The 18,366-nt window shown below is 62.7% G+C and carries 15 protein-coding genes; 7 read left to right on the top strand and 8 right to left on the bottom strand.

The features are described 5' to 3' along the window. Positions 1–120 precede the first annotated feature (120 nt). Both FJ546_RS18435 and FJ546_RS18430 read right to left on the bottom strand, forming a co-directional pair. Positions 121–1,497, bottom strand: coding sequence for an MFS transporter (locus FJ546_RS18435; RefSeq protein WP_140890636.1), 1,377 nt, complete (start codon positions 1,495–1,497; stop codon positions 121–123). A gap of 193 nt (positions 1,498–1,690) precedes the next feature. Beyond that, positions 1,691–6,508 (bottom strand): NAD-glutamate dehydrogenase, encoded by a 4,818-nt coding sequence (locus tag FJ546_RS18430; RefSeq protein ID WP_140890635.1) that lies wholly within the window; start codon positions 6,506–6,508, stop codon positions 1,691–1,693. A 136-nt stretch (positions 6,509–6,644) separates the two neighbouring features. Between FJ546_RS18430 and FJ546_RS18425 the strand changes: the two genes are divergently transcribed. Together FJ546_RS18425 and FJ546_RS18420 are read left to right on the top strand one after the other, a co-directional pair. Then, positions 6,645–7,208: a peroxidase-related enzyme gene (locus FJ546_RS18425; RefSeq protein WP_140890634.1), complete on the top strand. Its 564-nt coding sequence runs from the start codon at positions 6,645–6,647 to the stop codon at positions 7,206–7,208. Positions 7,209–7,341: 133 nt separating this feature from the next. Then, positions 7,342–7,668 carry a YciI family protein gene (locus FJ546_RS18420; protein ID WP_140890633.1) on the top strand — a complete coding sequence of 109 codons (327 nt, stop codon included), beginning with the start codon at positions 7,342–7,344 and terminating at the stop codon, positions 7,666–7,668. A 21-nt stretch (positions 7,669–7,689) separates the two neighbouring features. On the opposite strand, the gene FJ546_RS18415 is transcribed toward FJ546_RS18420, so the two are convergent. Then, positions 7,690–8,304, bottom strand: a complete 615-nt coding sequence (locus FJ546_RS18415) for a LysE family translocator (protein ID WP_140890632.1) — start codon at positions 8,302–8,304, stop codon at positions 7,690–7,692. Between the two features lie 270 nt (positions 8,305–8,574). On the opposite strand from FJ546_RS18415, the gene FJ546_RS18410 reads away from it, so the two are divergent. Both FJ546_RS18410 and FJ546_RS18405 read left to right on the top strand, forming a co-directional pair. Then, on the top strand, positions 8,575–10,161 hold the full coding sequence (locus tag FJ546_RS18410; RefSeq protein ID WP_181167984.1) for a TIR domain-containing protein: 1,587 nt from the start codon (positions 8,575–8,577) through the stop codon (positions 10,159–10,161). Between the two features lie 335 nt (positions 10,162–10,496). Beyond that, positions 10,497–11,123 carry a DUF1062 domain-containing protein gene (locus tag FJ546_RS18405; RefSeq protein WP_140890630.1) on the top strand — a complete coding sequence of 209 codons (627 nt, stop codon included), beginning with the start codon at positions 10,497–10,499 and terminating at the stop codon, positions 11,121–11,123. A 59-nt stretch (positions 11,124–11,182) separates the two neighbouring features. Here FJ546_RS18405 and typA read toward each other — a convergent pair whose 3' ends face one another. Next, entirely contained in the window at positions 11,183–13,012 is a 1,830-nt protein-coding gene (gene typA, locus FJ546_RS18400) for a translational GTPase TypA (RefSeq protein ID WP_095775858.1), read from the bottom strand. Positions 13,013–13,209: 197 nt separating this feature from the next. On the opposite strand from typA, the gene FJ546_RS18395 reads away from it, so the two are divergent. After that, the gene (locus tag FJ546_RS18395) at positions 13,210–13,494 is read left to right on the top strand and encodes a hypothetical protein (RefSeq protein ID WP_246686879.1); all 285 of its coding nucleotides are present in this window, start codon (positions 13,210–13,212) and stop codon (positions 13,492–13,494) included. A 116-nt stretch (positions 13,495–13,610) separates the two neighbouring features. Here the strand turns inward: FJ546_RS18395 and FJ546_RS18390 are convergent, their stop codons facing one another. After that, positions 13,611–14,894: an MFS transporter gene (locus tag FJ546_RS18390; RefSeq protein WP_181167983.1), complete on the bottom strand. Its 1,284-nt coding sequence runs from the start codon at positions 14,892–14,894 to the stop codon at positions 13,611–13,613. A 74-nt stretch (positions 14,895–14,968) separates the two neighbouring features. Between FJ546_RS18390 and FJ546_RS18385 the strand changes: the two genes are divergently transcribed. Together FJ546_RS18385 and FJ546_RS18380 are read left to right on the top strand one after the other, a co-directional pair. Next, positions 14,969–15,586, top strand: coding sequence for a TetR/AcrR family transcriptional regulator (locus FJ546_RS18385; protein ID WP_140890627.1), 618 nt, complete (start codon positions 14,969–14,971; stop codon positions 15,584–15,586). 42 nt (positions 15,587–15,628) lie between these two features. Next, entirely contained in the window at positions 15,629–16,222 is a 594-nt protein-coding gene (locus FJ546_RS18380; protein ID WP_140890626.1) for a hypothetical protein, read from the top strand. Between the two features lie 110 nt (positions 16,223–16,332). Here FJ546_RS18380 and ppa read toward each other — a convergent pair whose 3' ends face one another. The 3 genes from ppa to FJ546_RS18365 form a co-directional block, all read right to left on the bottom strand. Next, on the bottom strand, positions 16,333–16,866 hold the full coding sequence (gene ppa, locus FJ546_RS18375; RefSeq protein ID WP_140890625.1) for an inorganic diphosphatase: 534 nt from the start codon (positions 16,864–16,866) through the stop codon (positions 16,333–16,335). Positions 16,867–17,066: 200 nt separating this feature from the next. Next, positions 17,067–17,573 carry a GNAT family N-acetyltransferase gene (locus FJ546_RS18370; RefSeq protein ID WP_010912199.1) on the bottom strand — a complete coding sequence of 169 codons (507 nt, stop codon included), beginning with the start codon at positions 17,571–17,573 and terminating at the stop codon, positions 17,067–17,069. Positions 17,574–17,727: 154 nt separating this feature from the next. Next, positions 17,728–18,366, bottom strand: a complete 639-nt coding sequence (locus FJ546_RS18365; protein WP_140890624.1) for a TPM domain-containing protein — start codon at positions 18,364–18,366, stop codon at positions 17,728–17,730.

The raw sequence follows: 18,366 nt of genomic DNA, 5'->3' as shown, positions 1-18,366 counted from the left end.
TTACCCTCCCCTGGATGGGGAGGGTCGGTGCGCTCGCTTGCGAGCGCGCCGGGTGATAGCGCTGACCCCCACCTCGCTCCGCTTCGCGGATCGACCCTCCCCACAAGGGGCAGGGTAAGTTCACTCGGCCGGCCGATCCGCCGGATACGGCGTCTTGATCAGGATCGCCATGCCGATGCCGAGGAACAGGATGATCACGGCCATGCCGAGCCGCGCCGAGTCGGAGAGCGCGGTGATGGTCGCCACCAGGAACGGCGCCAGGAAACTGGTCGCCCGACCGGCCAGCGCGTAGATGCCGAAATAGCGGCCGGATTCCGCCGCTGTCACGCTGCGCGCCATGTAGGAGCGCGAAGACGCCTGCACGGGGCCGAAAGCCAGGCCGATCAACAGCCCGTAGAGGATGTAGGCCTTCTCGGCCGCCGTGCCGAACAGCCCGCCCGAATCGGTGGTCGGAAGCTGGACCAGGCCCAGCAGCGTGAAGCCTGGCCCCGTCGAGATGACGCCTATGGTTGCTATAGACAGCATGACCAGCGCGATCATCACCACGGCCTTGGAGCCGAGCGCGGTGTCGAGGCGTGCCGCGATCCAGCAGCCGAAGATGGCGACGACATTGAGGATGATGCCGAACATGCCGATCTCGGTGATCGACCACTGGAACATGCCCGCCGCGAAGGTGCCGCCAAGCGCCAGCAGCGCGTTGACGCCGTCCTGGTAGATCATGCGGGCGACGAGGAAGCGGAAGATGCCGCCGCGCCTGCGCACCTCGGCCAGCGTCGATTTCAGCTCCGACAGGCCTTCCCGCACCGCCGGCCCGATCGGGATGCCCTTGATGGCGTCGGGCGTAAAGAAGAACATCGGCAGGATGAACAGGAAATACCAACCGGCCGACAGCGGTCCGGTGGCGCGCGCATCCTCGCCGAGCTTCGGATCGAGCCCGAACAGCGGGTCGATGCCGATGATCGTCTTGCCGGTCTCCGGCGAGCCGGCGAGGCAGGTGACGACGAAGATCAGCGCGATCATGCCGCCGAGATAGCCGAGCCCCCACGCCGTGTTGGAGATGCGGCCGATCTCGCTCTTCGGCACGAGCCGCGGCATCATCGAATCGTTGAACACAGTCGAAAATTCCGCTGCTACCGACGCCAGCGAGAACAAAGCCACGACCAGGAACAGGTTCGAGCCGGGCGCGGCAAACCAGAGCAAAGCGAGGCCGGTGATCTTGATCGCGGCGAAGAAAGCGATCCACGGCTTGCGCGGCCCGGTCTGGTCGGCGATCGAACCGAGGATCGGTGACAGCACGGCGATGACCAGCCCTGCCGCGGCGATGCCGTAGCCCCAGACCGCTTGGCCGGTGTTGGGATCGCCAGCCATGCGCGAGACGAAATACGGACCGAAGATGAAAGTGGTGACGACCGTGAAGAACGGCTGCGCCGCCCAGTCGAAGAACATCCATCCCCAGATGCCGCGCCCGGACGCCCGCTGCACTGTCTCTACCGCCATGATGATTCCCTCGGCCCCACCCGCGTCGGGCGCCATGTCTGCATGTTTCTGATGCTCATGCAAATGACAAGCGTCGCGGGCGCCACCCCGTTGTGGGGAGGTCGGACCGAAGGTCGGGGTGGGGGTCGGGCCGCCCCAACCCCGCTGCTTCGCAGCTGCCCTCCCCTCGAGGGGAGGGCAGGCCCCCGAAGCCTCACATCCCGGTCAGATCGCTCATCAGTCCAGACGCCACCGACAGCCGCGACACGGTGATGTCGCCGCCTTCGGTCAGCGCCTGCAGCCGCTCGCGGATGCGCGCCACGCGCTCGCCGCCGGTTTCCAGCCAGGCCGGCACCGGATCCGCTGCCTTGGCATGGCCGGTGAGCGCCGCGACCGCAATGCCGCGCCGCGCCGCGCCGATCGTGTCGGTGGCCCGCGATAGCGCCAACTGGTCGTAGTAGTCCGAAGGCGTGATCGAGCGCGCCGCGTCCTCGACACGCGGGATGCGGAAGGCATCGCTGACCGCAAAGAAAGCCTTGGCGGCGGCGACGATGTCGGCGCCGGCCGTGCGCGCCGTCAGCGCGATGTCGGGGATGAGTTCCGCCACCTCGCTCAGCGCCAGCTGCTCTGCCAGCCTTTCCGGTGCACCAGCCTTGAACAGCCCGTGCCGTTTCTCCTCGATCCGCTCTCGCGAGAAGGTGGGCAGCAGCGAAACGAGCTTCGGCTCCAGCGCCTTGCGCGCGTCCTGCAGCTCGGCGATGCGTTGGCCGAGCGGCGCCGTGCCGGCATCGTTCTTGAGGTACCAGCCGCTGGTCACATAGATCAGCCGGCTGACCATCTGGTAGAGATCGAGCTGCACCTGGCCGTCGATCTGGTTATCGAGCGCATCGATCTCGCTATAGAGCGCCGGCAGCGCAAAGCCGTCTCGCACCACGGCAAAGGTGCGCACCACGTCGGCGGCGGTGCGCCCGGTGGCTTCCTGCAGCCGGTTGACGAAGGACGGGCCGCCGCGATTGACGAGGTCGTTGGCGACGACGCGGGCGATGATCTCGCGGCGCAGCCTGTGGCCGTGGATTTCGGCGGCGTATTTCTTCGCCATCCGGTCCGGGAAATAGCCCATCAGGTCACGGTCGAAATGCGCATCGTCAGGCACGTCGCTGGCGACGATGTCGGAAAACAGCACGATCTTGGCATAGGCGAGCAGCACGCCGAGCTCGGCCCTGGTCAGCGGCTCGCCGCGCGCCTCGCGCTCGGTAAGGGCAGCCGGCGACGGCAGCGTCTCCACGGCGCGGTCGAGCAGGCCGCGCGCTTCGAGCGCCGACATGAACCGGGCCTGGTGGGCAATGTCGGCAAGGCCGCGCTTGCGGGCGATCGAAAGCGCCAGCGTCTGCTGGTAGTTGTTGGAGAGCACAAGCCCGCCGACCTCGCCGGTCATCTCGGCCAGCAGCTTGTTGCGCGCCGGGCGCATCAGCGATCCCTTGCGCATGGCCGACGCCAGCGCGATCTTGATGTTGACCTCGACGTCGGAGCAGTTGACGCCGCCCGAATTGTCGATGGCGTCGGAATTGCAGCGGCCGCCATTCATGCCGAACTCGATGCGGGCGCGCTGCGTGACGCCGAGATTGGCGCCCTCGCCGATCACCTTGGCGCGCACGTCGAGCGCCGTGATGCGAATAGCGTCGTTGGCGCGGTCGCCGACCTCGGCATTGGTTTCGGTGGAGGCCCTGAGATAGGTGCCGATGCCGCCGAACCACAGGAGGTCGACCGGCGCCTTGAGGATGGCGGTCATGATCTCGGCCGGCGTGGCGGTCGTCTTCGACAGGCCGATCGCCGCCGCGGCCGCCGCCGGCAAGGTGATCGACTTCTGGCTGCGCGAGACGATGACGCCGCCCTCCGACAGCTTCGTCTTGTCATAGTCCTGCCAGCTCGAACGCGGCAGCGCGAACATGCGCTCGCGCTCGGCCATCGAGGCCGCCATGTCGGGATCGGGATCGATGAAGATGTCGCGATGGTCGAAGGCGGCGATCAGCCTTGTCTGCGGCGACAACAGCATGCCGTTGCCGAACACGTCGCCCGACATGTCGCCGACGCCGACGACGGTGAAAGGCGAGGTCTGGATGTCGCGATCGATCTCGCGGAAATGCCGCTTGACCGCTTCCCAGGCGCCCTTGGCGGTGATGCCCATCTTCTTGTGGTCATAGCCGGCAGAGCCGCCGCTGGCGAAGGCATCGTCGAGCCAGAAGCCATGCTTCTCGGAGATCGCGTTGGCGGTGTCGGAAAAGGTCGCCGTGCCCTTGTCGGCGGCGACGACGAAATAGGGATCATCCGGGTCGCGCCTCTTGACGCCGGCCGGCGGGATGACCCCGTCCAGGCCGATATTGTCGGTGATCGACAAGAGGCTGGAGACGAAATTCTTGTAGGCCGAGGTGCCGGCCTCGAAGATCGCGTCTCGGCTGCCGCCCGTCGGCAGGCGCTTGGGGAAGAAGCCGCCCTTGGCGCCGACCGGCACGATGACGGCGTTCTTGACCTGCTGCGCCTTGACCAGGCCGAGCACCTCGGTGCGGTAGTCCTGGGCGCGGTCCGACCAGCGCAGGCCGCCGCGCGCCACCGGGCCGAAGCGCAGATGCACGCCCTCGACCTCGGAACCGTAGACGAAGATCTCGCGCCATGGCCGTGGCGCCGGCAGTCCCTCGATCGCCTGCGAGTCGAGTTTGATCGCCAGCGACTGGCCCTTCTCGTCCGTATCGGCAACGAAATGATTGGTGCGCAGCGAGGCTTCGATCAGATTGAGGTAGCGGCGGATGATGGTGTCGTCGTCGATGTTGGGCACATCTTCCAGCGCATCCCTGATCTTGGCCTTGAGGTGCTTTGCCGCCACCACGCCTTCCGTTTCAGCCGTTGGCCCAAGCCGGGCGATGAACAGCGCGTGCAGGCCGCGCGCGATCTCCGGATAGCGGTTAAGCGCCGCGGCGATGAAATCCTGGCTTTGCGGAATGCCGGCCTGCTGCAGATAGCGGCCATAGGCGCGCAGGATGGTGATCTCGCCGGACCACAGGCCGGCGGTCTGGGCGAGGCCATTATAGCCGTCATTGTCGACGTCGCCGCGCCACACCGACAGGAAAGCGTCCTCGAACAGCGCGCCGCCATCGGTAAGGTCGATCGGCTTGCCGTAGCTGTTCTCCAGTTCCATGTCGTGGATGAAGACCATGCCGGGCTGATCGGCGTTGATCATGCCGGGCTGGTCGTCGCCGACCTCGAAGGTGCGCTCGCTGATGACGCGGAAGCCGATGTTTTCCAGCACCGGCACACGCCGCGACAGCGCCACCGGGCTGCCGTGGTGGTAGATCTTCAGCGCCGCCTGGTGCGGCTTCTGCTCGGCATGGCGGTAATAGTCGATGGCGATCGGATTGGCGGCGCTGATCCTGGCAATGCGCCCGGCATCGGCCAGCGCCACGGCCGGCGAGAAACTATCGCGATAGCTTTCGGAAAATCGTGCGGCGATCGCCGTCCGTACGGGATCGGCTCCGGTCTCGGCCGCTGTTTCCCGAAGCGCGTCGTCCCAGGTGCGGACAATGTCGCGAATCGCTTCCTCGATCGTCGCCTGCTCGATTTTCGGCGTCTTGCCGCCGGAGCGGCCGATGATGAAATGCACCCGCGCCAGACCGCCTTCCGGAAAGGCCGGGTAGTAGGCCGACAACCGCCCCTCGAACGCCGTTTTCAGATAGGCGCCGATCTTCTCGCGCACGACGCTGTCGTAACGGTCACGCGGCACGAAGACGAGGACCGAGACAAAGCGGTCGAACTGGTCGACACGCACCAGCGCCCTGACGCGGGGACGCTCCACCAGGCCCAGAATAGCCTCGGCGTGCTTGCGCAGGATCGGCACCGGGACCTGGAACAGTTCATCGCGCGGATAGCTCTCCAGCACGTTGATCAGCGCCTTGCCGGAATGATCACCGGGATTGAAGCCGGATTTGGCAATGATGGTTTCGGCCTTCGACCGCAGATACGGTATCTTCATCACCGAGCGCGTGTAGGCGGTCGAGGTGAACAGGCCGACGATGCGCAGTTCGCCCGACAGCACACCCTTGGCGGTGTAGGTCTTGACGCCGATGTAATCGAGGTAGATGCGGCGGTGCACGGAAGACTTGGCATTGGCCTTGGTGACGATCAGCGGCTCCGGCCCGTGCAGGAAGGCGCGAATCTCGGGCGTGGTGGTCACCGCTTCGGTGCCGCGCCGCAGCACCAGCACGTCGGGATCGGACAGGATGCCGAGGCCGGGCTTGTCGGCGCGCTCCAGCATGCCGCTCTTTTCGCTGCCGGTGTATTTGAACTCGCGCATGCCGAGGAAGGTGAAGTTGTCGTCCCGCAGCCATTCGAGGAAGGCTATCGCCTCGGTGACGCTGGTCTTGTCGAGTGGCACCGGCGAGTAGCGGAATTCGGAGATCGCCTGGTCGAGGCGGGCCAGCATCGGCTTCCAGTCGGTCACGGCGGCGCGCACCTGGCCGAGCAGCTTCTTCAGTCGACCGGCCAAGGCTTCGGCCTGGTCGGGCGGCAGGCGGCCGATATGGACATGAATCACGCTCAGCCGGTCATGGCCGGTGTCGCCCTTGGCGTGGCCGCCGTCACCGAGGATTTCCTCCACGCCGCCCTTGCCGTGCCTGACGACGATCACCGGATGGGTAACCAGCAAAGGCTCACCGGCGCTGTCGGTGATCTCGCCAAGGACGGAATCGAACAGGAACGGCATGTTGTCGTTGACGACGGTGATCACCGTCACCGGGCGGCCTTGGCGAACGACCCCGGAATCGACATCTATGGCGACGACGCAATCGCCCTTTCTATGTCTGGCGACAGCGCGCCCGGCGAGATCGGCGGCGCGCACGAGATCGGCGACGTCATAGGCGGCAATGTCTTCGGCGGGAGCTCGGGCCAGCAGATAGTCGGCGAGCTTGCCGGATCTGTCTTCTGCCTTTGCCGCTCCCTTTACCGCGCTCTTTTTTGGCGGATTTGCGGTTTTTGGATTGGCCATGACGCTATTCCCTCCCGTCGAATGCTTTTACGGCTATCGTAGCAGATGACCGCTGTTTGGCGACAAAGGTTTGACGGCTTGCCGAGAATTATCGGAATTCGGCGGCAAGCGATCATCCAACGAGGAGAAACGACACATGACCGGCAAAATTTCAGCGCTTGATCTGGCCTCGGGAGAGCTGAGCGAGCCGACAAAGGCCTATTTCGCCAAATGCGAGGAAAAGCTCGGCCTGGTTCCCAACGTGCTCAAGGCCTATGCCTTCGACGACAAGAAACTGCGCGCCTTCACCGACATGTACAATGATTTGATGCTGGGTGAGTCCGGCCTGTCGAAGCTGGAGCGCGAGATGATTGCCGTTGCAGTCTCCTCCATCAACCATTGCTACTACTGCCTGACCGCGCATGGCGCCGCGGTGCGCCAGCTGTCGGGCGACCCGGCGCTCGGCGAGATGATGGTGATGAATTTCCGCGCCGCCGATCTTTCGCCGAGGCAGACCGCGATGCTCGAATTCGCCGTCAAGCTGACAGAGGAGCCGGCCAAGATCGTCGAGGCCGACCGGGCGGCATTGCGCAAGGCCGGCTTCAGCGACCGCGACATCTGGGACATCGCCTCGACCGCGGCCTTCTTCAACATGTCGAACCGGGTGGCCGCGGCAATCGACATGCGGCCGAACGACGAATACCACGCCATGGCGCGTTGAGGCTCGCGGGAGGCCCAACGCGCCTTATATTAGTCATCTCTCATTTCCGTTGCGTGTTTGCCAGTTTGGTCCGATGATCGGCGGGCGGCATGACCGCATGCCGGTTCAATGCTGCTCATCACGGGAGGAGAACATGGCGAAGTTTCTCTATGTCTATCACGGCTCCGGCAAGATGCCGACGAGCGAAGCCGAGCGAAAGGCGATGACCGACGCCTGGACAGGCTGGTTTGGAAAGCTTGGCTCGGCCGTTGTCGACCAAGGCAACCCAGTCGGCATGTCGAAGACCGTCCTGCCTGGCGGCAAGATAGAAAACAACGGCGGCAGCAACCCGACTGGCGGCTACTCGATCATCGAGGCCAAGGATATCGACGATGCCGCCGAGAAGGCCAAAGGCTGCCCGATGCTGGCCATGCCGAACTGCAACGTCGAGATCGCACCGATCATCAATATGATGGCCTGACGCCTCACCTCAGGATCACGCTCAAGACCGCGCCGCGATCGCCGCGGCGGCGCCGGCCATCGTGGTGGCGCTGACGCGGTTGGCGATCTTCATGGCGCGCTTGCTCGTCAGCAGCTTGCGCGCCTGTGAGGCGGCGAGCACCCAGGTGAGGTCGATGGCGATCAGCACCACCGCCATGGTCGCCGTCAGCTCGACCCAGCCGACGATGCTGACCGAAGCGAGGTCGATGATGGTCGGCAGCAGCGCGAGGTAGAACATCATGATCTTGGGGTTGCCGAGCGTCACCGCCATGCCGGCGAAGAACAGCTTCGCCGGCGAATCCTCGCGCGGCATCTCGCCCTCCTTGGCATCGACAGGCGCCGTCCACATCTTCCAGGCAAGGTAAGCGAGATAGGCGACGCCGACCCACTTCACCACGACAAAAGCGAAGTGAAAGGTCTGCGCCACCATGGCAAGTCCGAACACCGCCAGCGACAGCCAGATGCCCTCGCCGATCCACATGGCGAGCAGGAAGGGGAACACGTCGCGAAAGCCCTTCGTGATGACGCGCGCGACCAGTGCCGCGATCGACGGACCGGGTGAGCCGGCGGCAACGAACAAGGCGGCGGCGAAAATCAGCAGCGAGGTGAGATGCATGGCCAAGTCTCTGGTTGAGAAGGTCGGTTCAACTTTGACATTACCGCAGTTGCTCCTGCGACGGTAGCACCGGCGGGGCGGGACTCTTCTTTGGGCGGCTGACTGGCCAAGACTGTGGTGAACCTACAGGCTGGAACTCGACCAGCATTCCCCCAAAAATACGTGGATGCTGCAACCCGTTAATATCTAACTCGCGGGAGTAGAGCGTCTATTGCGGTCGTACAATCATAGCTATAGTCGCATTGAAGAATGTTACCGAGCAGGCAGACGATGACGAAGCAACCGATTGCGTTTCTCAGCTACGTGCGATCAGACGATGATCACGATTCTGGTCGAATAACGGAGCTACGCCAACGCCTCGAGGGCGAGGTCAAGATACAGACTGGCGAAGACTTTCCGATCTTTCAGGATCGGAATGATATTAAATGGGGTCAGGTCTGGAAGGAACGAATCGAGACTACGATCCTGGACATTACGTTTTTGATTCCGATCGTCACACCGACCTATTTTAGAAGCGAGATGTGTCGAAAAGAGTTCGAGACCTTCCTTATCCGTGAAAACGCCCTAGGAGAGGATCGGCTTATCTTGCCCATCTACTATGTACAGGCGAAGCAGCTAGAAGCCGGTTTCCCTGGAGGGACAGACGCAATTGCCGACGTATTGAAGACACGCAACTGGGCCGATTGGCGTCAGTATCGATTTGATCCACTTAGCACCCCTGAACTAAAGAAAGCTATCGCCGGAATGGCTTCAACCATTGGAATGGCGATGGATGAACTGCGTGAAGTTCTGAGAGTCGCAACAGCCAAACCGACTACAGAAAGGATCCCTCTATCACCTCCGAGCCCATTATCAGAGATAGAAATGGCAGGTTACTCCCCTGTAATCGAATCCGCACGGGGACAAAAACATGAACCATCACGACTAATTGAACTACGGTCTGTTAATTACTTCGCATATACAACTATTTTTGACGAGGTAATTGTACCTACCACAATTTCCGAGCCGTCTGACACTCTCAAACTTCAATCATTATTAGTACGAAGGTTAGGAATTAGTCAGAAATCTCATGATTCAGCAATAAAACTTGCTGAGGATTTACTCGGAGCAATGCCTGATCGAACCAAAATCGCAGTCACTATTTTGATCGACAACTCCGGGAGCATGCGCGGAAACAAAATAAACACTGTCGCTACCTGGATTTCGATAGTCAGCAACGTGCTCCAAAAGATGGAAATTCCGCACGAGATCCTGGGCTTCACCACCCGCGCATGGAAGGGAGGACAATCACGCGAGCTTTGGTTTATGGACGGCAAGCCACAGTCGCCAGGTCGATTGAACGACGTGAGATATCTTCTGTACAAAGAGTACCGGAATTCATTCCAAGAAAGTTTGCCAAACTTTGCAATCATGCTGCGTGAGGGACTTTTGAAAGAAAATATCGATGGAGAGGCGCTGCTTTGGGCTCGCTCTCGCATTTTAAAACAGGCTGCCGACAGAAAGATAGTTCTCGTTTTAAGTGACGGAGCTCCGGTTGACGACTCAACACTTTCCGAGAACGATCCACGAATACTGCACGACCATCTTGTGGCAACCACTAAATGGATTAGAGATCAGGAAGATATTGAACTATTAGGCGCAGGTATAGGACATGATGTTTCGAGATACTACGGCAGAGCCAGCTTTACGCTTGGAGAGGACGGCTTTGGAACTCAGTTGCTAGGCGCGGTTGTCCGAGCGATCACTCGGGACGACACATTGGCAGCAAGATTTGATCCACCGACGCCAAACCCTCCAAAGGGCAAAGGACCTACCAAGAGGGCTACGAGGATGACAAAAGCCGATCCGCTGAAGTAGTGATAGGTCAACAAATGAAGTAGCTTGTCGATTCGACATCTTGCCGCTAAAAGACCCGCCGCGAAACATTTTCGAGCTTCACTTTGCCTCAGTAACCGCCGGTCTCGTCAACTCCCCCGACACACTTGCATGGCGCCGCATCCGCGGTGCCTGTTTCATGTTCACGTGTTCCTCTGGGCGGCGGTTCGAGACCGGTTTGGCACTGCTGAACCACTGTCGCGCGCTTTCCGCCAGCGACACCTGACCATCTCCGCAGCCTACCGCCACGCCGCGCCCGCATGGGCATCTCGATCGTGCCGACCTGATGAACTTCCCGACGGGAAGGGCTTATCGGCATGTCCGGCACTCTACGCATCCACTGGGCGATCGCGGCCCAATTCGCACCTCAACCGCTGATCAACTGCAATCGCTGCGGCAGCGTGAAGGCCTATCACTGCAGCGGAAAATTCCGCGTCAACGCCAATGGCAAGCGCATCGACGTGTGGCTCATCTATCGCTGCGTCGACTGCGACAATTCCTGGAATTTCGGCATTTTCGAACGCTGCAACCGCCGCGACATCGAACCGGCCCTGCTGCAGGCGCTCGAAAGCAACGACCCGGGACTGGCGCGGCGCCATGCCTTCGACGTCGTCGCCTTGCGCAACCAGGTGGGACGCGTCGAGGAGTTTCCCGATGTCGCGGTGCATAAGCGGTTGCTCGGCGGCGCCAGGGAAACCGCGTTGGCCCTGGAGCTCCAGCTCGGCCTCGAAATGCCGACATCGCTCCGGCTTGATCGTCTGCTCGCCAATGAACTCGGCATCTCGCGCTCGCGGCTCCAGGCGTTGGAGGAACGGCGCCTGCTGGTCGTCGATCCGGATGGCACCAAAGCCTTGCGCAAGCCGGCCCGCCAGGGGATGACGGTCCGGATCGACCTGGCCGGCGAGCCGGACCAGGAAGCGATCATCTGTGCTGCCGGCGGGTAAACGAGAGGGGCGGAGCATCTTGTGCTCCGCCCCTCTGGGAAAATCGTCGGAAGAAAAACTTATGCCGCGCCGACCGCCTTGGACGACTTCTCGAACCGCTTGCGCTCGTTCGGGTCGAGATAGAGCTTACGCAACCGAATGGTCTTCGGCGTCACCTCGACCAGCTCGTCGTCCTGGATCCAGGCCAGCGCGCGTTCCAGCGTCATGCGGATCGGCGGGGTGAGCTTGACCGCCTCGTCCTTGCCGGCAGCGCGGATGTTGGTCAGCTTCTTGCCCTTCAGCACGTTCACTTCGAGGTCGTTGTCGCGGGAGTGGATGCCGATGATCATGCCCTGATAGACCTTGACGCCCGGATCGATGACCATCGGGCCGCGATCTTCCAGGTTCCACATGGCGTAGGCGACCGATTCGCCCTGCTCGTTGGAGATCAGCACGCCGTTGGTGCGCCCCGGCAATTCGCCCTTGTAGGGCTCGTAGGCATGGAACAGCCGGTTCATCACGGCGGTGCCGCGCGTGTCGGTCAGAAGTTCCGACTGGTAGCCGATCAGGCCGCGCGTCGGCGCGTGGAAGACGATGCGCTGGCGGTTGCCGCCGGAGGGGCGCAGTTCGACCATCTCGGCCTTGCGCTCCGACATCTTCTGCACGACCACGCCGGCATGTTCCTCGTCGACGTCGATGACGACTTCCTCGACCGGTTCCAGCAATTCGCCGTTCTCGCCCTTCTGCATGACGACGCGCGGCCGCGACACGGCGATTTCAAAGCCTTCGCGGCGCATCGTCTCGATCAGCACGGCGAGCTGCAATTCGCCACGGCCCGAGACGAAGAACGAATCCTTGTCGGGCGATTCCTCGATCTTCAGCGCGACATTGCCTTCGGCCTCGCGCAGCAGGCGGTCACGGATGACACGGCTGGTCACCTTGTCGCCTTCGGTGCCGGCGAGCGGGCTGTCATTGACCAGGAAGGACATGGTCACGGTCGGCGGATCGATCGGCTGCGCATGCAGCGCCTCGGTCACCGACAGGTCGCAGAACGTGTCGGCGACGGTACCCTTGGACAGGCCGGCGATGGCGACGATATCACCCGCCTGGGCTTCCTCGATCGGCTGGCGCTCGAGGCCGCGGAAAGCCAGGATCTTCGAGATGCGGCCGGTTTCGATCTGCGTGCCGTCATGGTGCAGCACCTTGACCGCCTGGTTGGCCTTCAGCGTGCCGGATTCGATACGGCCGGTGATGATGCGGCCGAGGAAGGGGTTGGCTTCCAGGATGGTGCCGATCATGCGGAACGGGCCGGGATGGACGGTCGGCGCCGGCACATGCTTGATGACGAGATCGAACAGCGGCGCAAGCTGCTGGTCCTTGGGACCTTCCGGATTTTCCGAAACCCAGCCATCGCGGCCCGAACCGTAGAGGATCGGGAAGTCGAGTTGCTCGTCGGTGGCGTCGAGCGCGGCGAACAGGTCGAACACCTCGTTGACCACCTCGACATGGCGGGCGTCCGGGCGGTCGATCTTGTTGATGACGACGATCGGCTTCAGGCCGACCTTGAGCGCCTTGCCGACGACGAATTTGGTCTGCGGCATCGGGCCCTCGGCGGCGTCGACCAGCACGATCGCCGAATCCACCATCGACAGGATGCGCTCGACCTCGCCGCCGAAATCGGCGTGGCCGGGGGTGTCGACGATGTTGATGCGGGTGTCCTTCCAGTCGACCGAGGTCGCCTTGGCCAGGATGGTGATGCCCCGCTCCTTTTCCAGGTCGTTGGAATCCATGGCGCGCTCGGCGACGCGCTGGTTGTCGCGGAAGGAGCCGGACTGCTTCAAAAGCTGGTCGACAAGGGTGGTCTTTCCATGGTCGACGTGCGCGATGATCGCGATATTACGGAGTTTCATGTTCTGGGTCTCGGAAGCGTTGCAGGCAGCAGGCCAAAGGCGCTGCCTCTTTCGGTTGCGCGGCTCATACAGGGTTTTTCGCAGTTGCGAAAGGGGAAGCGCGACACCAAATACTCATCAAATCTTAAGCATCTGCGTGTGAGATGATTTTGTTAACCAAGGCGGGAACCTTTCGGGGCCCGGGCAGTTCGACCGACATGACCGATAAACTCAACCGATTTTGGCCGCTCATCGCTTCGATGGCCTTTGCCTTGCTGCTGGCGGCCAACGCCGCGCAGTCGGCTGCCGCGACCCAGAAAAGCGCGCGGGCCGTTGCGCAGGCAGAAACCCAGACCGCCGAACGGGCCTTTGCCGATGCGCCCGACGGCGTTGACCCGATGGTGACGGGGCCGGTCAGCGCCGCCTTCAAGCAGCGCCAGGACGCCGCCAACTGCGACAGCGCCGTGTGGCCGAACATTCCGATGGTCTGTTACCCGGACTGACCGCAGATAAATTGCGGTCTCGGACAGCGGCAACCATCGACACGCCCTGAAACGCACGAGGCGATCCGACGGCCGTCAGATCGCCTTGTCTGAATTCACACTTATCTCGCCTCGCCTTACGCGGCTTGCGGTTCCGGATCGAAAGCCGGCTGGCTGGTGTTGATCAGCAGCGAAATACAGGCCGCCGCGATGGCCGTCATGCCGGCGATGAGGAAAGCCAGTTCGTAATTGCCCTGCAGCTCGCGCATCGTGCCGCCGAAGGCGGCCGCGGTGGCCGCACCGACCTGATGGCCAGCGACGATCCAGCCGAACACGATCGGGCCGCTGCGGTCGCCGAACGCCTCGTTGGCGAGCCTCAGCGTCGGCGGCACGGTGGCGATCCAGTCGAGGCCGTAAAGCACGGCGAAGATGATCAGGCTGGTCGCCGAGAAGCCGGAATAGGGCAGGTAGATCAGCGACAGGCCGCGGATGGCATAGTAGACGCCGAGCAGCTTGCGCGGATCGAAACGGTCGGTGAGCCAGCCCGACAGCGTCGTGCCGATCAGGTCGAAAATGCCCATCATCGACAACAGTCCGGCGGCCTGCACCTCGCCGATGCCCATGTCGCCGCAGAAGGCGATCAGATGCGTGCCGACCAGCCCGTTGGTGGTAAAGCCGCAGACGAAGAAGGTGGCGAACAGGTACCAGAACACCCGCGTGCCGGCGGCGCGGCGCAGCGTGTTCAGCGTATGCGCCAGGAAATTGCCTTGCGATGCCGGCGGCACCGGCGGCACGTCGTCGGCCTCGGCGCCAAAGCGCACCATGCCGATCGAGGCCGGGCGCTCCGGCACCAGCAGCCAGACCAGCGGCAGCAGACAGGCCGTGGCGACCGCGACGGCGATGGCGACCGGCTTCCAGCCGCCCGATTGCGCCAGCGAGGCGAGCAGCGGCAGGAACACCAGCAGGCCGGTGGCGCTGGAGGCCGACATCAATCCCATGACCAGGCCGCGATTGGTCTTGAACCAGCGGTTGACGATGGTGGCGCCAAGCACGCTGGCAACAGCGCCGGAGCCGATGCCCGAGAAGACGCCCCAGGTGATGAAGAGATGCCAGGGCTTGGTCATCAGCAGGCTGAGAGCGGTCGAAACCGACATCACCAGCAGCGATGCGATCAGCGTGCGGCGCAGCCCGATCCGCTCCATCAACGCGGCGGCGAACGGACCCGTCAGACCATAGAGCAGGATGCCGACGCCGGCCGCCAGCGAGATGACATCGCGCCGCCAGCCGAAGCTGTTTTCCAGCGGCAGCATCATGACGGCGGGCGCCGAGCGCAGCCCGGCGGCGATCAGCAGGCAGAGGAAGATGACACCGACCACTACGAAGGCGTAGCGCTGGCCAAACGGACGGGATTGAGCTATCATGTTACTGACCGGTACGTTGCAAGACGGGAGCATGTATACGTACCGATCGGTAACATTGTCAATCGAGTCCCATGATGCCAACCGACAAAAATATTGAACTGTCCATCAGCGACGATCATGCATCGGCGCCGCCGAAGGCGGCCAAGAAGATCCTCGACGTGGCGTATGACCTCTTCTACCGGCGCGGCATCAGGGCAATCGGCGTCGACGAGATCGTCAAACGCGCCGGCGTCACCAAGCCCAGCCTCTATCGCAGCTTCCCTTCCAAGGACGAGTTGGCCGCTTCCTATCTTCGGCAATACGATCTTGAATATTGGGAACGTTTCGACGAGGCCGTCAAAGCCCATCCAGGCGACCCGCGCGCGCAGATCAAGGCTTTCCTGACCCGCATTGGCAAGCGCACGCAGGTGGCCGACTATCGCGGCTGCGGCATGACCAACGCGGCGGTCGAGTATCCCGACCACAGCCATCCGGCCCGCGTGGTGAGCGAGGCCAACAAGCAGGAGCTGCGCCGCCGGCTGCGCGCCATGGCCGCCGCGATGGGAGCGCAAGACGCCGACACGCTGGGTGACGGGCTGCTGCTTTTGATCGAAGGCGCCTATATCAGCGGCCAGCTGTTCGGCCTCGGCGGCCCCGCCCAGTCGGTGGCGACGAACGCCGATCTGCTGATCGAAGCGAGCTTGAAGAAATAACGTTTGGCGATACGTTGCTCCGCCTAATTGGAGATTGTCGTCATGCGTGCCATTCTGATCGCGCTTGCGCTTGCCGGCCTGTGTCAGGCGGCTCGTGCCGGCGACATATCCAGCGCCTATACCGATCTCGACTCGAAGAAGGATTGCGTGACCTATGCGCAGGCCGCAGAAGGCGATGGCGACTGGGCCGATCTCGCCTGTTCGGGTTATCGCGGCTATCCAGTGCTCATCGCCTATGACGACGCCCGTGAATCGCTGTTCTACGGTTTTCCGCCCGGCGGCGACATGACGTCCGTCTGGGAGAGTTTTTCCGGCTTCAATTCGTCCGCGGCCAAGGTTGAATGGCGCATCGAAACCAATGGCGACAAGGCCGTGCCCTTCGCGGTCATCCACCGCCGCACGATCGGCGATGCCGAGGATCAGAACAAGTCGACCGACGTGCTGCTTGTCGCCAAGGTCGGCCAGATGGACGCGCGAGATAGCTGCACGGTCGGCCTTGTGCTGGCCACCGGCAACCCGCAAGCCAACGATCAGGCGCGCAAGCTCGCCGACGAGAAGGCGCGAACCTTCGCCTGCGGCAAGGACCGGCACACCGTCATCGGCAATGTGCCGGCTTTCGGCCGGGTGGATAACTGACCGGCCAGAGCAATTCCCGGAAAAGTGTGAAGCGGTTTTCCGTCCGGAATTGCGTCAGACAAAAAGTTAGAGCGGTTTGCCGTTTCTGTGAAACCGTGGACCGCTCCAAGCTACTTGCTCTTCTTCGCCCGTTCGATCGCGTCGACGATCATCTTCTTGGCATATTTGGAATCGTGCCAGCCTTCGATCTTGACCCATTTGCCGGGCTCGAGATCCTTGTAGTGCTCGAAGAAGTGCTGCACCTGCTGCAGGGTGATGTCGGGCAGCTGCGTATACTCGGTGACGTTCTCGTAGCGCAGCGTCAGCTTGGGCGACGGCACCGCGATGACCTTCTCGTCCTGGCCGGCATTGTCTTCCATGATCAAGACGCCGATCGGCCGCACATTGATGACGCAGCCCGGCACCAGCGCGCGCGTGTTGCAGACCAGCACGTCGATCGGATCGCCGTCGCCCGACAGCGTGTGCGGCACGAAGCCGTAATTGCCGGGATAGCGCATCGAAGTGTGCAGGAAGCGGTCGACGAACAGCGTGCCGGCCTCCTTGTCCATCTCATACTTGATCGGCTCGCCGCCGATCGGCACTTCGATGATGACGTTGACGTCTTCGGGCGGATTCTTTCCGGTGGCTACGGCTTCAATGCGCATGGATTTGTCCCTCTCTCGGTTGGGAGGAGATAGCGGGCGGCGCACAATGGCGCAATGCGGCGAATGGTGCTCGCGAACGTCAGGCGGGACGCGATCGCGTCACGCGCGTTCAATCATCGGCACAAGATGTTTCAGCGTCGTGATTTCACTGGGATACCGCACCGGTACCCGCCTTGCTTTGCGCAATCATCGCTCGGCGGTCATTCCCAGACGAAGGCGACCTTCTTCAGCGCTTTCTGCTCGAAGATCTCGACACCCTCGGCGACATCGCGGCCGCCGGCGCCGGCATAGAAGGCCAGCGCGTTCTGGTTGTCTTCCAGCGCCCACACCACCATGCCCTTCAGGCCATGGTCGGCAAGACGCGCCCTGGCCGCCGAAAACAGCCGCCGGCCAAGACCGATGCCCTGATATTCCGGGCGCAGGTACAATTCGTAGATCTCGCCCTGCTGCTTGAGTTCCCGCGCGCGGTTCTTGCCGATCGTCGCATAGCCGGCGATGGTGCCGCCGATTTCGACGACCAGAACGGTGGCGGCGCGGCGAATCGCATTCGCCCACCAGTCGGCGCCGCGGCGGTTGATCATCGACGTCAGCGTGCGGTGTGGAATGATGCCGGAATAGGCGCCGCGCCAGGCTTCCAAATGCACTTCGGCAATGGCACCTGCATCGCGCGGGTCGGCTTTCCGGATGTCGATCGTCAGCGTATTCATGATTTGTTAACCATAAACCCGCATCGCCCGATTGCAAGAGTCCGGGGCGGCCCGCCGGCCGCTTTCTCACAGCCGATCCTCACATTGCTGACATCACGCAAAAGCCTGTCCGGAAGCAGGCCGGACCGGCAAGTGTGCGTCTAGAGGCGGCTTCTCAGATTTCGACCAGATGGTCGTCGAGCTCGTTGGTATCGCCAGACGTGACCGGGAAATGCTCGGCCAGCACCGCCCCCACCTGCTCGATCGCCTTGACGAAGCCGTCGGCAAGCCGGTCATCGCCGGCATGCGCCGTCAGATCACGCACCACGCCGTCCCAGACATGCTGGCCGACCTTGGCGTCGATGCCCGAATCGGCGACCACCTCGGCATAGCGCTCGGCGATCGAGACGAAGACCAGCACGCCGGTGCGCGCCGTGGTGCGATGGACGTTGCGGGCGAGGAACTGCTTGATCGCATTGGTGTGCGCCGCCTGATAGCGCAGCCGCCGTGGCACCATATGGATGCGCAGGCCGGGAACAGCCCACAACAGGGCAAGCACGCAGGCCAGCGCCAGCAATTGCGCGATGACGAAATGCGGCAGGCGGATGGTGAGCCACCATGCCTCCAGCCCATAGGCGACGGCAAGGCTGACCACCAGCATGCCTAGCGTCGCCATCATGGCGGCCGGAGCGAAATAGCCGTCGCTGGCATGGGCGACGACGCAGTAGATCTCGCCGTCGGTTCTGGTTTCCGCGGCGCGGATCGCATCGGCGATTCGCTCATGATCCTGCGAGCTGATCGGTCGTGTTGCCAT

It is taken from the genome of Mesorhizobium sp. B2-4-19, from assembly GCF_006441315.1.
GTDB lineage: Bacteria > Pseudomonadota > Alphaproteobacteria > Rhizobiales > Rhizobiaceae > Mesorhizobium.
Note: the sequence above shows the minus strand (reverse complement) of the source record. Positions and strands in the feature narration are given on the sequence as shown.

What these genes read in the sequence shown, in the direction of transcription:
- FJ546_RS18385 (WP_140890627.1), top strand. Translation starts at nt 14,969, where the DNA reads ATGCCAACCGACAAAAATATTGAACTGTCCATCAGCGACGATCATGCA.
- FJ546_RS18365 (WP_140890624.1), bottom strand. Translation starts at nt 18,366, where the DNA reads ATGGCAACACGACCGATCAGCTCGCAGGATCATGAGCGAATCGCCGAT.
- FJ546_RS18415 (WP_140890632.1), bottom strand. Translation starts at nt 8,304, where the DNA reads ATGCATCTCACCTCGCTGCTGATTTTCGCCGCCGCCTTGTTCGTTGCC.
- FJ546_RS18405 (WP_140890630.1), top strand. Translation starts at nt 10,497, where the DNA reads ATGTCCGGCACTCTACGCATCCACTGGGCGATCGCGGCCCAATTCGCA.
- FJ546_RS18390 (WP_181167983.1), bottom strand. Translation starts at nt 14,894, where the DNA reads ATGATAGCTCAATCCCGTCCGTTTGGCCAGCGCTACGCCTTCGTAGTG.
- FJ546_RS18410 (WP_181167984.1), top strand. Translation starts at nt 8,575, where the DNA reads ATGACGAAGCAACCGATTGCGTTTCTCAGCTACGTGCGATCAGACGAT.
- FJ546_RS18425 (WP_140890634.1), top strand. Translation starts at nt 6,645, where the DNA reads ATGACCGGCAAAATTTCAGCGCTTGATCTGGCCTCGGGAGAGCTGAGC.
- FJ546_RS18380 (WP_140890626.1), top strand. Translation starts at nt 15,629, where the DNA reads ATGCGTGCCATTCTGATCGCGCTTGCGCTTGCCGGCCTGTGTCAGGCG.
- typA (WP_095775858.1), bottom strand. Translation starts at nt 13,012, where the DNA reads ATGAAACTCCGTAATATCGCGATCATCGCGCACGTCGACCATGGAAAG.
- FJ546_RS18420 (WP_140890633.1), top strand. Translation starts at nt 7,342, where the DNA reads ATGGCGAAGTTTCTCTATGTCTATCACGGCTCCGGCAAGATGCCGACG.
- FJ546_RS18370 (WP_010912199.1), bottom strand. Translation starts at nt 17,573, where the DNA reads ATGAATACGCTGACGATCGACATCCGGAAAGCCGACCCGCGCGATGCA.
- ppa (WP_140890625.1), bottom strand. Translation starts at nt 16,866, where the DNA reads ATGCGCATTGAAGCCGTAGCCACCGGAAAGAATCCGCCCGAAGACGTC.
- FJ546_RS18430 (WP_140890635.1), bottom strand. Translation starts at nt 6,508, where the DNA reads ATGGCCAATCCAAAAACCGCAAATCCGCCAAAAAAGAGCGCGGTAAAG.
- FJ546_RS18395 (WP_246686879.1), top strand. Translation starts at nt 13,210, where the DNA reads ATGACCGATAAACTCAACCGATTTTGGCCGCTCATCGCTTCGATGGCC.
- FJ546_RS18435 (WP_140890636.1), bottom strand. Translation starts at nt 1,497, where the DNA reads ATGGCGGTAGAGACAGTGCAGCGGGCGTCCGGGCGCGGCATCTGGGGA.